The 13,756-nt window shown below is 69.3% G+C and carries 11 protein-coding genes; 6 read left to right on the top strand and 5 right to left on the bottom strand.

Features of this window, described 5'->3' with window-relative positions; all coding sequences use genetic code 11:
• Window positions 1-92: 92 nt before the first annotated feature.
• The 4 genes from AB0N66_RS20160 (at window position 93) to AB0N66_RS20145 (ending at window position 3,756) form a co-directional block, all read left to right on the top strand.
• Window positions 93-461, top strand: coding sequence for a hypothetical protein (locus tag AB0N66_RS20160; protein WP_365436534.1), 369 nt, complete (start codon window positions 93-95; stop codon window positions 459-461).
• Between the two features lie 451 nt (window positions 462-912).
• The gene (locus AB0N66_RS20155) at window positions 913-1,974 is read left to right on the top strand and encodes a winged helix-turn-helix domain-containing protein (RefSeq protein WP_365436531.1); all 1,062 of its coding nucleotides are present in this window, start codon (window positions 913-915) and stop codon (window positions 1,972-1,974) included.
• 275 nt (window positions 1,975-2,249) lie between these two features.
• Window positions 2,250-2,666, top strand: a complete 417-nt coding sequence (locus AB0N66_RS20150; RefSeq protein WP_365436528.1) for a hypothetical protein — start codon at window positions 2,250-2,252, stop codon at window positions 2,664-2,666.
• 70 nt (window positions 2,667-2,736) lie between these two features.
• Entirely contained in the window at window positions 2,737-3,756 is a 1,020-nt protein-coding gene (locus tag AB0N66_RS20145; RefSeq protein WP_365436525.1) for a hypothetical protein, read from the top strand.
• A 75-nt stretch (window positions 3,757-3,831) separates the two neighbouring features.
• Here AB0N66_RS20145 and rbsD read toward each other — a convergent pair whose 3' ends face one another.
• Genes rbsD through AB0N66_RS20120 form a run of 5 tightly spaced genes read right to left on the bottom strand, consistent with a single transcriptional unit; the run spans window position 3,832 to window position 9,633 of the window.
• Window positions 3,832-4,221 carry a D-ribose pyranase gene (gene rbsD, locus AB0N66_RS20140; protein ID WP_365436522.1) on the bottom strand — a complete coding sequence of 130 codons (390 nt, stop codon included), beginning with the start codon at window positions 4,219-4,221 and terminating at the stop codon, window positions 3,832-3,834.
• Window positions 4,218-5,120 carry a ribokinase gene (locus AB0N66_RS20135; RefSeq protein WP_365436519.1) on the bottom strand — a complete coding sequence of 301 codons (903 nt, stop codon included), beginning with the start codon at window positions 5,118-5,120 and terminating at the stop codon, window positions 4,218-4,220. Before AB0N66_RS20135 ends, rbsD begins: the two co-directional genes overlap by 4 nt.
• Before the next feature lie 34 nt (window positions 5,121-5,154).
• On the bottom strand, window positions 5,155-7,101 hold the full coding sequence (locus AB0N66_RS20130) for a substrate-binding domain-containing protein (RefSeq protein WP_365436516.1): 1,947 nt from the start codon (window positions 7,099-7,101) through the stop codon (window positions 5,155-5,157).
• Window positions 7,091-8,620: a sugar ABC transporter ATP-binding protein gene (locus AB0N66_RS20125; RefSeq protein ID WP_365436513.1), complete on the bottom strand. Its 1,530-nt coding sequence runs from the start codon at window positions 8,618-8,620 to the stop codon at window positions 7,091-7,093. The genes AB0N66_RS20130 and AB0N66_RS20125 overlap by 11 nt, the downstream gene beginning before the upstream one ends.
• Window positions 8,617-9,633 carry a LacI family DNA-binding transcriptional regulator gene (locus tag AB0N66_RS20120; RefSeq protein WP_365436510.1) on the bottom strand — a complete coding sequence of 339 codons (1,017 nt, stop codon included), beginning with the start codon at window positions 9,631-9,633 and terminating at the stop codon, window positions 8,617-8,619. Before AB0N66_RS20120 ends, AB0N66_RS20125 begins: the two co-directional genes overlap by 4 nt.
• A gap of 168 nt (window positions 9,634-9,801) precedes the next feature.
• On the opposite strand from AB0N66_RS20120, the gene AB0N66_RS20115 reads away from it, so the two are divergent.
• Both AB0N66_RS20115 and AB0N66_RS20110 read left to right on the top strand, forming a co-directional pair.
• Window positions 9,802-12,024 carry an ATP-dependent RecD-like DNA helicase gene (locus AB0N66_RS20115; protein WP_365436507.1) on the top strand — a complete coding sequence of 741 codons (2,223 nt, stop codon included), beginning with the start codon at window positions 9,802-9,804 and terminating at the stop codon, window positions 12,022-12,024.
• A gap of 250 nt (window positions 12,025-12,274) precedes the next feature.
• Window positions 12,275-13,564 (top strand): citrate synthase, encoded by a 1,290-nt coding sequence (locus tag AB0N66_RS20110; RefSeq protein ID WP_365436504.1) that lies wholly within the window; start codon window positions 12,275-12,277, stop codon window positions 13,562-13,564.
• Window positions 13,565-13,756 lie beyond the last annotated feature (192 nt).

Below are 13,756 nucleotides of genomic sequence, written 5' to 3'. Positions count from 1 at the left end.
TCAGGACGTGTCTGTATGGTCAAGTTCGCCGCAAGCCGAAAGGGGTGTGTGGCGGATTTCCAAAGAAATGGCAATTGACCAAGGAGTTCGCTGTGAACATTCGAATCGCCGCTGTTTCCCTCGCCACCGCCGCCCTCGTTGCCGGAGGCGCCACGGCCGCCAACGCGGCCGTACCGACCGCGAAGGCGAAGGCTCCCGCCATCACCGTCTCGGCCAGCACCACCAAGGCGAAGACCGGCCAGTCGATCACCTTCACCGGCTCCGCCGCCGGTCTGAAGGACGGCAGCAAAGTGACGCTGCAGGAGAAGGTCAACGGCAAGTGGGTCTCGCTGCCCGCGAGCACCACCGTCAAGAAGGGCACCTACAAGCTCTCCGACAAGGTCAAGACCAAGGGCACCGAGACCCTGCGCGTCGTCGACGGCAAGACCGTCTCCAAGACGGTGACCGTCAGCGTCCGCTGACACCGCGCTCGCAGACTGCCTCACCACTCGTACGCCACCTCACCTCGGCGTCCGCCCCGTCCCACCCGTACGCCAGAAAAATCTCAGAACTCCGTACAACCCTGCCCCCACCTTGCGGGTCGTACTTGGCATCAGGACTTCTGGAGGGGGATCTGGGGGGATCGCGGGGGTCTTGATGTGGAGGGGAACCCGAGGGGGGCCCGGTCGACGGACCGGACCCCCCTCGAAGCTGTTCCCGGCCATGAGCGAAGCTGTTCCCTGCCATGAGGATCACGGCTCCCGCCCACCGCAGGCGGCGTCAACCCCGTATTTCAGCCCAAGTGGCGTCAGGGAGCGGCTGGATAAGGCGTTCCCTCCCGTGGCAACTGTCGCCCACTCTGCTCCGTGCACAGAGCTGAGCATGGCTGAGCAGAGGTGAGCCGGCGGCGGACAACCGCGGGGGGCGAGATTTGTGTTGCGTATCCACTTCGGGCCCAAGGACTTCGGACGTGTCCGGCTGGCCAGGGAGCCCGATCCGCTCTGGGAGATCGTCTGCAGCCTGCACAGGCTGCAGACCTCGCAGGGGCGCTGGGCCTACGCCGACTGGTACCGCACCGCCCGGGACACCCTGGTGGGCACGCCGCTCGGTGGCGCGGTGCGCCAGCTGCTCGTCCCGGTCGTGCCCCGCGCACGCTACTTCCCGGACTTCCTGACCCCGCAGGAGTCGGCCGACGGGCTGGACCGGGGGCTCATGGCGATCGTCGACACCGCGCCCACGCGGGTCGCCTGCGAGCTGGACACACTGGGCCGGGTCAGTGGTGCTCCCCCCTGGGCCCAGACCCTGGTCGAACGCGCGAACCGCGAGGAGTTCGTCAAGGTCCTCCGCGCCTACCACAACGCCGTGATCGCGCCGCACCACGACCGCATCGGCGCGAGCATCACCGGTGAGTGCGCCCTGCGGGCCCGCGAGACCCTCGACACGGGCATCGACGGCCTGCTCGCCGGCCTCACCCCCACCATGCGCTGGCATACGCCCGTTCTCCGGGTCGACTACGTCGAGGACCGGGACCTCCATCTCGGCGGGCGCGGGCTGCGCCTCGTACCCTCGTACTTCTGCTGGCGGACCCCGATCGCGCTGGCCGACGACACCTTGCAGCCGGTGCTGATCTATCCCCTGCACCGCTCCCGGCTGCCCGCGCCCGCGCTTCCGTCCGACGCCTCCCTCGGCGCGCTCCTCGGCAAGACCCGCGCGGCCGCGCTGCGGACGCTCGCCGAGGGCGCGACCACATCGGAACTGGCGAGGTTCCTGGGCGTCTCGCCCGCCACCGCCACGCATCACACCACCGTGCTGCGCGACGCGGGCCTGATCATCAGTCAGCGCTCGAACAACACCGTGCTGCACACACTCACCCCGCTCGGCGCGGCGATGCTCCGCCCCGTCGGTCCCTCACGCATCACGGACCCTTCAGGCACCACCGGAGTGCCGGCGTCCGCCGCCGGGTCTCGGTCTTTCGACTCCGGTCGAAGGTCGTAGTACGGGCCTGTCCCGGTCTGCGAGCGTCAGCGGCGAAGCGCAATCGAGGCACAGAAGCGCAATCGAGGCACACACGAGTCACATGTGAGTCATGTGTGCGGCAGACACGAGTCACATACGAGGCGCGCTCGATGCCGGCACGGGTGGGATGCGATGCCCGCCCGCACTGCCAAGCATTCGCACCGCAAGGCATTCGCACCGCAAAGCAAGGTCCGCACCGTCCAGCAACTGCACCGCCCAGCAAGGCCCGCACTGCCAACCAAGGGGGAACACCCATGAACAGAACCGTCATGGCCGGCGCACTCGCCCTGGTCTCCGCCGCGACCTGCGTGGTGACACTCGCTCCGGCGGCGTCGGCCGCGCCGCAGGCCTGCGTGGCCTCCTCGCTCACCACCGGTGCCTACGGAGGCGTGGGCACCATCCGCTACAAGTCCTCCACCAGCACTTGTGGCGACCTCAACCTCACCTACTCCAACGACTCGACGAGCACGCTCGGCGACCGGTACGCCGGCCGCCTCCGTAACTCCAGCGGTGTCTGGAGCACCTGTAACAAGGGTTACGTCTGGGCCTCCGACGGCAGCCACAGCATCAACGACTCCACGTACTGGCTGTGCACAAGCGTCAATGACGGCACCGCGTTCACGGTCGCGAGCTACTACGACGGCGGAGACGCCGTCACCATCACGCACTGACCCGGATTCCGCGTCGCCGGGTGGTGTCGTCGCGGTCCGACGGCACCACCCGGTCTCCGAAGGAGATGGAGTGGTCCGCGTGATCCGTCCGGTGTCCTGGTCGATCCGCCCCGCGATCCCGCGCCGGTTCGTGCCCCGGGGCGCGGCCGGTACCGCGGCCGGTGTCGCGGGTCCTACGGCAGCGCGTGTCGTGGCCGGTGTCGCGGGTCGTACCGCAGCCCGTGTCGTAGCCGCGGCGTCCGCCGCCGCACTGCTCGCCGCCTGCTCGGCCGGTCCCGTCCCGTCCGGCGAGCCCGGCCCGTCGGAAGGCCCGTCGAACGGCACGTCGTCCGCGCGCGTGGCCCCCGCCCGCCTCGACTACGCCCTGCCGGACGACGCCGTAACCATGGTCTTCCCCGCGACCGGTGCCGAAACCCGCTGGACCCAGGGCCTGGACACCTTCGGGCAGCAGGTGGCCCGCGCAGCCGCGGCCTCCTGCGCACACGACCGCGGGATCGGGCTCCCCGAGCAGGTACCGCTCGCCTTCATCCGGTTGTTCGAACTCCCCGACCTGGACTTCATCGCCCGGCACGGAATGAGCGAGAGCGCCACGGTCCCCGCCCCGGCGGCGAGTTCCGCCGCGACCGGCGGCGGCAGTCCGGCCGCGATCCGCGAGTGCCAGGCCGAAGGAGCGGCTGCCGCCGAAGAGCTGCGCGACACCTACGCCCCGCTCCAGCAACGTTGGTTCGGTGAACTCGTCTCGCTGCGCGGTGATCCCGCCACGGTCCGGGCCCTGCGCACCCTTCCCGGCTGCCTTGCCGAACAGGGCATCCAGGCCCGTGACGAGCAGGCCTTCATGGCCCTTGCCGACGCCCACATGCAAACCGTCGCCCCCGCCGACCTCCCCCGCGCCGCACACGAACTCGGCCGCGCCTACGCCACCTGCATGCGCCCCGTCGAAGCCGTCCGCGAACCGGCCAGGCAACGGCTGCGCGCCCGCTTCCTCACCGAACACGCCGACGAGGTGAGCGAGTTGCGCGCGACTCTGGTCCCGTCACTGCGCCGGACCGAGAAACAGCTCGGCGTACGGCTCGCCTTCCCGGCGCCCTGACGGAGCGGCGCGCTCACGGGTCGGCGCCCTGACGGAGCGGACCAGACGGACCAGACGGACCGGACCGGCCGGACCCTAAAAGAACACCCCGCACCGCAGCAGCACATTCGCGTACGGCCGGGCCTCCCCGGTCCGTACGACCAGCCGAGCCCCCGACGACAGCGACTTCAGCTCCTCGTGCGAGACCGTCCACAACCCCGGGAAACGCCCTTCCAACAACGCCGTGACCTCCGGGTTGGCCTCCCGGACCTCGCGCGCGGCGGTGGCGCCCTCCACCACCAGCTCGTCCAGCAGCCCGTCGAGCACCTCGGCGAAGGACGGCACCCCGGCCCGGAAGGCCAGGTCCACGACCCGCGGCCCCGCCGGTATCGGCATCCCCGCATCGCAGACCAGAACCCCGTCCCCGTGGCCCAACTCGGCCAGCGCGCCCGCGAGATGACGGTTCAGAATTCCCGCCTTCTTCACAGGGCGGCGACCTCCTCCGCCGTCGGGAAGGACTCCTGCGCACCCGGCCGCGTGACCGCGGCGGCCCCGACCCGAGCGGCGTACGCGGCGGCCTCGGCCAGCGACTCCCCGAGCCCCAGCCGCCAGGCCAGCGCCGCGGTGAACGCGTCGCCCGCCCCGGTCGTGTCCACGGCCTCGACCCGCACGGACGGCACCCGGACCCGCGCCCCGGCTCGCTGGGCGACCAGCGCGCCCTGCTCGCCCAGCGTGATGACCACGGAGCTCGGGCCGAGAGCGAGCAGGTGCCGCGCCCAGTCCTCGGGCTCCGGACCGGCGTCCGCGCCGATCAGTACGCGCGCCTCGTGCTCGTTCACGATCAGCGGGTCACAGGCCGCCAGTACCTCCCGGGGCAGCGGCCGGGGCGGCGAGGGATTCAGTACGAAGCGGCTGTCGTCGGCGAGATTCCGTACGACCTCCACGACCGTCTCCAACGGGATCTCCAGCTGCGCCGAGACCACCCGGGAGGCCTGGAAGAGGCTCCCGGCCGCGCGGACGTCGCCGGGCGTCAGCCGCCCGTTCGCACCGGGCGAGACCACGATGCTGTTGTCCCCGGACGGATCGACCGTGATCAGCGCGACCCCGGTGGGCGCCCCGCCGACCAGGACGCCCACGGTGTCGACACCGGCCGCCCGCTGTGAGTCCAGCAGCAGCCGCCCGTGCGCGTCGTTGCCGACGCGGGCCAACAGGGCCGTACTCGCGCCGAGTCGGGCGGCGGCGACCGCCTGGTTCGCGCCCTTGCCGCCGGGGTGGACGGTCAGGTCGGAGCCGAGCACCGTCTCCCCGGCCGCGGGCCGGCGCTCGACACCGATCACCAGGTCGGCGTTGGCCGAACCCACGACCAGCAGGTCGTAGTCGTACATGAAGTGTCTCCCCACAATGGTGACTTGACCGCTGTCAGCCGGTGAACCCGGCAACGTTCCCCTTCGTGACCACCTTCACCGGCACCTTCACCGTCGTCTGCACCTTCTTGCCCTGGGCGGCGCGCAGCGCGTTGTCCACGGCGATCTTGCCGAGCTGACTCGGCTGCTGGGCCACGGACGCGTACAACGTGCCCTGCTTGACCGCCGTCAGGCCGTCGGGTGTGCCGTCGAAGCCGACGACCGAGACCGACTTGCCGGCCTTGGAGCCCAGCGCCTTGATCGCGCCGAGGGCCATCTCGTCGTTGGCGGCGATGACACCCTGGACGTCGGGGTGGGCCTGGAGCAGGTTCGACATCACGTCGAGACCCTTGGTGCGGTCGAAGTCGGCGGGCTGCTGGGCGAGGACCTGGATGCCGGGGTAGGCCTTGAGTCCGTCGGCGAAGCCCTGGGCGCGCTCGCGGGCGGCCGACGTGCCCGCCTGGCCCTGGAGGATCACGATCTTGCCGGTGCCGCCGAGCTTCTCGGCGATCGTCTTGGCGGCGAGTTCACCGCCGGCGATGTTGTCGGAGGCGACCAGCGTGTCCACAGTCGCCTTGTTGACGCCTCGGTCTACGGCGATCACGGGGATCTTCGCTTTGTCGGCGGCCTTCACGGAGTTGCTCGCCGCGTCCGAGTCCACCGGGTTGACGATGATCGCGCCGTAGTTCGAACTGGTGAAGTTCTGCAGCTGGTTGGCCTGCTGGGAGGCGTCGTTCTGGGCGTCCGTGACCGTCAGGTCCAGGCCCAGCTTCTTCGCCTCGGCCTGGGCACCCGACCGGATCTGCACGAAGAACGGGTTGTTGAGCGTGGAGAGGGACAGGCCGACCTTCGGCTTCGCGCTCGTAGAAGAGTCGTTGTGCAGGAAGGAGGTCGCGCCCACGATCGCCACTGTGACCACGGCAGCGAGCGCGTATGTCGTCGCCTGCTTGCCCTTGCCGCCACCGGAGGCGCCGGAGACCGGCGTGGCACCCGCCTTGCGGCGCACGGTGTCGAGCAGGACGGCCAGCGCGATGACGACACCGATGACGACCTGCTGCCAGAACGCCGAGACGGACAGCAGATTCAGTCCATTGCGCAGCACCGCCAGGATCAGCGCGCCGATCAGGGTGCCGGACGCCTTGCCGGTGCCGCCCGCGAGGGAGGCGCCGCCGATGACGACCGCGGCGATCGCGTCCAGCTCGTAGCCGTCGGCGGCCTGCGGCTGCGCGGAGGAGAGCCGGGAGGCGAGGACGATGCCCGCGGCGGCGGCGAAGACGCCGGACAGGGCGTAGATGGCGAGCTTCTGCTTGGACACGCGCAGCCCCGACAGGCGCGCGGCCTCCTCGTTGCCGCCGATCGCGTACATGGACCGGCCGATGTAGGTCCGGCCGAGGATGAAGGCCGCGATGAGCCCCATCACGATCATGACGAGGACCGGCACCGGCAACCAGCCGCCGAGGGTGTCGCCGAGGTGCGAGACCGAGTCGGGGAAGGCGATCGGGGAGCCCTGCGAGATCACCAGGGACAGACCGCGGGCCACCGACAGCATGGCGAGCGTCGCGATGAACGGCGGCAGCTTGCCGTAGGCGATCAGGAAGCCGTTGATCAGGCCGGCCGCGATGCCGGTGGCGATGGCGAGCAGAACGGCCAGGACGACCGGCACACCATGTGAAGTGGCGCTCCAGGCAAGGACCGTGGCCGACAGGGCCGCCACCGAGCCGACCGACAGGTCGATGCCCGCCGAGACGATCACGAAGGTGACGCCGAAGGCGAGGATGGCGGTCACGGCCGCCTGGACGCCGACGTTGAGGAGGTTGTCGGTGGTCAGGAAGTCGCCGGACAGCGCCGACATGGCGATGACCAGGACGATGAGCGCGGTGAGCGCCCCGTTGTCGAGCAGGAGCCGGCGGATCCCCGAGGCGCCACTCGCGCCCGGCGTGCTCTTCAGCGTGTCAGTGGCCACGGTGGCCCTCCACAGCGGTAGTTGCTTGGGTTGGTGTGCTGACGGCGAGTGCCATCACGGAGTCCTGGGTCGCTTCGTCGGCGGACAGTTCGCCCGCGATCCGGCCCTGGGCCATCACCAGCACCCGGTCACTCATGCCGAGGACTTCGGGCAGATCGCTGGAGATCATCAGTACGGCGGCACCGGCGGCCGTCAGTTCGTTGATCAGCTGGTAGATCTCGACCTTGGCGCCGACGTCGATACCGCGCGTCGGCTCGTCGAGGATCAGCACCTTGGTGTCGGCGAGAAGCCACTTGCCGATGACGACCTTCTGCTGGTTGCCGCCGGACAACGTCCGTACGTGCTGGCCGAGTCCGGCCATCCGCACGCCCAACTGCTTCGCGATCCGCGCGGCGGCCTCGCGCTGCCCCTTGAGGTCCACAAGGCCGCCCTTGGTGGCGGCCCGCATGGTGACGAGCCCGAGGTTCTCCTCCACCGACTGGTCGAGCAGCAGCCCCTGGCCCTTGCGGTCCTCGGGCACCAGCCCGATGCCCGCGGTCATCGCCGCGCTGACGTCGTGCCTGGGGACCGAGGCACCGGAGACCTTGACAGCCCCCTTGTCGTACGGATCGGCTCCGAAGACCGCCCGTACGACCTCCGTACGACCGGCCCCGACGAGCCCGGCGATGCCGACGACCTCACCGGCCCGTACCTCGAAGCTCACGTCGTGGAAGACGCCGTCCCGGGTCAGCCCCTCGACGGTGAGCAACGCGGCCCCGGCGTCGGCCCGTTCACGCGGGTACTGCTGCTCGATGGAACGGCCCACCATGAGCCGTACGAGTTCGTCCTCGGGCGTGGAGGCGGGCACCTGGCCGACGCTCCCGCCGTCCCGGATGACCGTGACCCGGTCGCCGATGGCGGCGATCTCCTCCAGGTGATGGGTGATGAAGACGATCCCGACGCCGTCCTCGCGCAGTTGGCGCACGATCACGAAGAGCTTCTCGACCTCCTCGGAGGTGAGCACGGCGGTCGGCTCGTCCATGATCAGCACGCGCGCGTCGAGGCTGAGCGCCTTCGCGATCTCGACCATCTGGAGGCGCGCGATACCGAGCTCACGCACACGCGCGCGTGGAGACACATTTACGCCGACGCGCTCCAGGAGGACGGCGGCGTCGGCCTCCATCTTCTTCCGGTCGATCATCCCCAGGCGGCGTGGCTGCCTCCCCAGGAAGATGTTCTCGGCGACCGTCAGATCGGGGACGAGGTTGAACTCCTGGTAGATGGTCGCGATCCCGAGACGCTCGGAGTCCTGCGCCCCCTGGATACGGACCTCCTCGCCGTCGACGAGGACGCGCCCCGCGTCGGGGTGGTAGGCGCCGGAGAGCATCTTGATGAGGGTGCTCTTGCCCGCGCCGTTCTCGCCGAGCAGGACGTGCACCTCACCGCGGCGCAGATCGAAGTCCACGCTGTCGAGCGCGATGACGCCGGGAAAGGTTTTGCGTATCCCTTCGATACGCAGCAACTCCTCTGTGCGGCTCACAGGTTGCTCCTCTGTACGGGGGACTTCTCGCCGCACGACCGGCGCACGACGAGACGGGCGTGGAGGGTGACCGACTGCGGGGGCCGCCCCTCGATGTGGTCGACCAGGGCGCGTACGGCGGCCCGGCCCAACTCGCCCGTCGGCTGGGCGATCGCGGTGATCGGCGGATCGGTGTGCACGAACCAGGGGATGTCGTCGAACGCGGCGAGCGCGATGTCCTGCGGAATCCGCATCCCGCGCGCGCGGATGGCGTCCAGCGCGCCGAGCGCCATCAGATTGTCGGCGGCGAAGACGACTTCCGGCGGCTCGGGGAGTTCGAGGAACCGCTCGGTGGCCCGCCGCCCGCTCTCGGCCTGGAAATCGCCCTGCCCTATGTAGGCGTCGGGCAGCGGGATCCCGTACTCGGCCATGGCCGCCCGGAAGGCCTCGACTCGTTCGCTGCCGGTCGTGGTCGCCCCCGGGCCGGCGATGATGGCCAGCCTGCGGTGCCCGAGCCCGTGCAGATGGGCGACGAGATCGCGTACGGCCGCACGTCCGTCCGCCCGTACCACGGGCACGTCGAGGCCCGGGATCCAGCGGTCCACGAACACCACCGGGGTTCCCGCGCGCGCGGCGTCCAGCATCCCGGGGGAGCCGCCGTCGGTGGGGGAGACGAGGAGGCCGTCGATGCGCCGGTCCAGCAGGGTCCGTACGTGGTGATCCTGAAGGTCGGGCCGCTCGTCGGCGTTTCCGATGATCACGCTGTAGCCGAGGGCGCGGGCCTCCTCCTCGACGGAGCGGGCCAGCTCGGTGAAGTACGGGTTCATCACGTCGCTGATGACCAGGCCGAGGGTGCGGGTCTGGTCCGTGCGCAGGGAGCGGGCGACGGCGTTCGGGCGGTAGCCCAGGGTCTCCACGGCGGCCAGCACACGGACGCGTGCGTCCGCACTGACCGACGGATGGTCGTTCAGGACCCGCGAGACCGTGGCGACGGATACGCCGGCCTCGGCGGCAACGTCCTTGATGCTCGCCATCGCCGCTCCACCTCCTTGTGGAATCGATTACATGAAGGATTGGAATCGATTACACGCGCATTGACAAGACCCCGAGACCGGATCGTGATGAAGCGAGCCGGCGCGGAGTGGCCGGGGGATTGTCCACACGTGTCCCGGGCTGTCAGACCGGGGCGGTAGCGTCGGATCATGTCTCAGCTGGCTGTCCTGGAGGGCGTGCTCGAACGGATCACGTACGCCAACGAGGAGAACGGATACACGGTCGCCCGGGTCGACACCGGCCGCGGCGGCGGCGACCTGCTCACCGTCGTGGGCTCGTTGCTCGGTGCGCAGGCGGGGGAGTCGCTCCGCATGGAAGGCCGCTGGGGCTCCCATCCCCAGTTCGGCAAGCAGTTCACTGTGGAGAACTACACAACCGTTCTCCCAGCCACCATCCAGGGCATCCGCCGCTATCTGGGGTCGGGCCTGGTCAAGGGCATCGGCCCGGTCTTCGCCGACCGCATCACCCAGCACTTCGGCCTGGACACCCTCCAGATCATCGAGGAGGAGCCGAAGCGGCTCATCGAGGTCCCCGGGCTCGGCCCCAAGCGCACCAAGAAGATCGCCGACGCCTGGGAGGAGCAGAGGGCGATCAAGGAGGTCATGCTCTTCCTCCAGACCGTCGAGGTGTCCACGTCGATCGCGGTCCGCATCTACAAGAAGTACGGCGACGCGTCGATCTCCGTGGTCAAGAACCAGCCCTACCGGCTCGCGTCCGACGTCTGGGGCATCGGCTTCCTCACCGCCGACAAGATCGCCCAGTCCGTCGGCATCCCGCACGACAGCCCGGAGCGCGTCAAGGCCGGTCTTCAGTACGCCCTTTCACAGTCCACCGACCAGGGCCACTGCTACCTCCCCGAGGAGCGGCTGATCGCGGACGCGGTGAAGCTCCTCCAGGTGGACACGGGCCTTGTCATCGAGTGCCTCGGAGAGCTGGCGGCACCTGCCGAGGGCGGCGAGGACCCCGGTGTCGTCCGCGAGAAGGTGCCGGGCCCGGACGGCGGCGAACCGGTGACGGCCATCTACCTGGTCCCCTTCCACCGCGCCGAAATCTCTCTGTCCGCCCAGCTGTTGCGCCTCCTGCGCACCGACCAGGACCGGATGCCCGGCTTCCGCGACGTGGCCTGGGACAAGGCTCTTGCCTGGCTGAAGGGGCGTACGGGCCAGGAGTTGGCGCCCGAGCAGGAGGAGGCGGTCCGGCTCGCGCTCACCAAGAAGGTCGCCGTGCTGACCGGCGGTCCCGGCTGCGGCAAGTCGTTCACGGTCCGTTCGATCGTGGAGCTGGCGCGCGCCAAGCGGGCGAAGGTCGTCCTGGCCGCCCCCACGGGCCGCGCCGCCAAGCGTCTCGCCGAGCTGACCGGGGCCGAGGCCTCCACCGTGCACCGGCTCCTGGAGCTGAAGCCGGGCGGCGACGCGGCGTACGACAAGGACCGGCCGCTGGACGCCGACCTGGTGGTAGTGGACGAGGCCTCGATGCTCGACCTCCTGCTCGCCAACAAGCTGGTCAAGGCGGTGCCTCCGGGCGCGCACCTCCTCTTCGTGGGAGACGTCGACCAACTCCCCAGCGTCGGCGCCGGCGAGGTGCTGCGCGATCTGCTCGCCGACGGCGGTCCGGTCCCTGCGGTCCGCCTCACCCAGGTCTTCCGCCAGGCGCAGAAGTCCGGGGTGGTGACGAACGCGCACCGGATCAACTCCGGGCAGCACCCGCACACGGACAACATGAACGACTTCTTCCTCTTCGTCGAGGACGACACCGAAGAGGCGGGACGGCTCACGGTGGACGTGGCGGCACGGCGGATTCCGGCCAAGTTCGGGCTCGACCCGCGCCGCGATGTGCAGGTGCTCGCGCCGATGCACCGGGGCCCGGCGGGAGCGGGAGCCCTCAACGGCCTCCTCCAGCAGGCCATCACGCCCGCCCGCCCCGACCTCCCCGAAAAGCGCTTCGGCGGCCGGGTCTTCCGCGTCGGCGACAAGGTCACCCAGATTCGCAACAACTACGAGAAGGGCGAGAACGGCGTCTTCAACGGCACGGTGGGCGTCGTCACCTCCCTCGACGAGGACGAGCAGCGCCTGACGGTGCTGACGGACGAGGACGAGGAGGTGCCGTACGACTTCGACGAACTCGACGAGCTGGCCCACGCGTACGCGGTGACCATCCACCGCTCCCAGGGCAGCGAGTACCCGGCGGTGGTGATCCCGGTGACCACGGGCGCGTGGATGATGCTCCAGCGCAATCTCCTCTATACGGCCGTCACCCGTGCGAAGAAGCTGGTCGTCCTCGTCGGCTCCCGCAAAGCGATAGGTCAGGCGGTCCGCACGGTGTCCGCCGGACGGCGGTGCACGGCCCTGGACTTCCGCCTGGCGCAGGCCTGACGCCTTCGGGGAGCCTCTTGAGAGCCCCCGAACGCCCCCTCGGGAAAAATGATCGATCAAACGAGTCGCAAAGGTCACACAGCACTTCCGGAACCAGGGCGAAGGGGGGCAGGATGAGTAGGTTGGCGGCACTCAGTGCCGCCAATAGGCCCAATGGTCGACCCCGAGTGCACTCTCCAGGGCCAAATGGGGGATGGTAGAGACAGTCAGGGCACCTCGAAGAAGAGGGACAACGTCGGTGAGGGATGACGTGAGCGACAACTCTGTAGTAGTGCGTTACGGCGATGGCGAGTACACCTACCCGGTGATCGACAGCACCGTCGGCGACAAGGGCTTCGACATCGGGAAGCTGCGCGCACAGACGGGTCTGGTGACGCTGGACAGCGGGTACGGGAACACCGCCGCCTATAAATCCGCGATCACCTATCTCGACGGCGAGCAGGGCATCCTCCGGTACCGCGGGTACCCGATCGAGCAGCTGGCCGAGCAGTCCACCTTCCTTGAGGTGGCCTCGCTGCTGATCAACGGCGAACTGCCGAACGTGGACGAGCTCTCCACCTTCAAGAACGAGATCACGCAGCACACCCTGCTGCATGAGGACGTCAAGCGTTTCTTCCAGGGCTTCCCGCGCGACGCCCACCCGATGGCGATGCTGTCGTCGGTGGTCAGCGCCCTGTCGACGTTCTACCAGGACAGTCACAACCCGTTCGACGAGAAGCAGCGTCACCTTTCGACGATCCGCCTTCTCGCCAAGCTTCCGACGATCGCGGCGTACGCGTACAAGAAGTCGATCGGCCACCCCTTCGTCTACCCGCGCAACGACCTCGGGTACGTCGAGAACTTCCTCCGCATGACGTTCTCGGTCCCGGCACAGGAGTACGTGCCCGACCCGGTCGTCGTCTCCGCGCTGGAGAAGCTGCTCATCCTGCACGCGGATCACGAGCAGAACTGTTCGACCTCCACGGTCCGTCTGGTCGGCTCCTCGCAGGCGAACATGTTCGCCTCGATCTCCGCCGGCATCTCCGCCCTCTGGGGCCCGCTGCACGGCGGCGCCAACGCGTCGGTCCTGGAGATGCTGGAAGGCATCCAGGCCAACGGCGGCGACGTCGACTCCTTCATCCGCAAGGTGAAGAACAAGGAGGACGGCGTCCGCCTGATGGGCTTCGGCCACCGGGTGTACAAGTCCTTCGACCCGCGCGCGAAGATCATCAAGGCTGCCGCGCACGACGTCCTCTCGGCGCTCGGCAAGTCCGACGAGCTGTTGGACATCGCCCTCAAGCTGGAGGAGCACGCGCTCTCCGACGAGTACTTCGTCTCGCGCAACCTCTACCCGAACGTGGACTTCTACACCGGCCTGATCTACCGCGCCATGGGCTTCCCGACCGAGATGTTCACGGTCCTCTTCGCCCTCGGCCGCCTCCCGGGCTGGATCGCCCAGTGGCACGAGATGATCAAGGAGCCCGGCTCCCGCATCGGCCGCCCCCGCCAGATCTACACCGGCGAGGTCCTGCGCGACTTCGTCCCGGTCGAGAGCCGCTAGCCAGGCTTGCCCGGGTCACTCACGGTGCCCTGAGGCGAACCGAGCCACAAAAATACGGAAAGCGCCCTGCTACCGGTCCCCCCACGGGCCGGCAGTCAGGGCGCTTTCCTTGTCCCGGTGCGGATTCCCCCCACGGGATCCGGCCGGGCGTCTATGGACAGCGCCTGAATCGCTGTGATCTTGCTACGAACG

Origin of the sequence: Streptomyces sp. NPDC093544, from assembly GCF_040683495.1 — a bacterium.
Lineage (GTDB): Bacteria > Actinomycetota > Actinomycetes > Streptomycetales > Streptomycetaceae > Streptomyces.
Note: the sequence above shows the minus strand (reverse complement) of the source record. Positions and strands in the feature narration are given on the sequence as shown.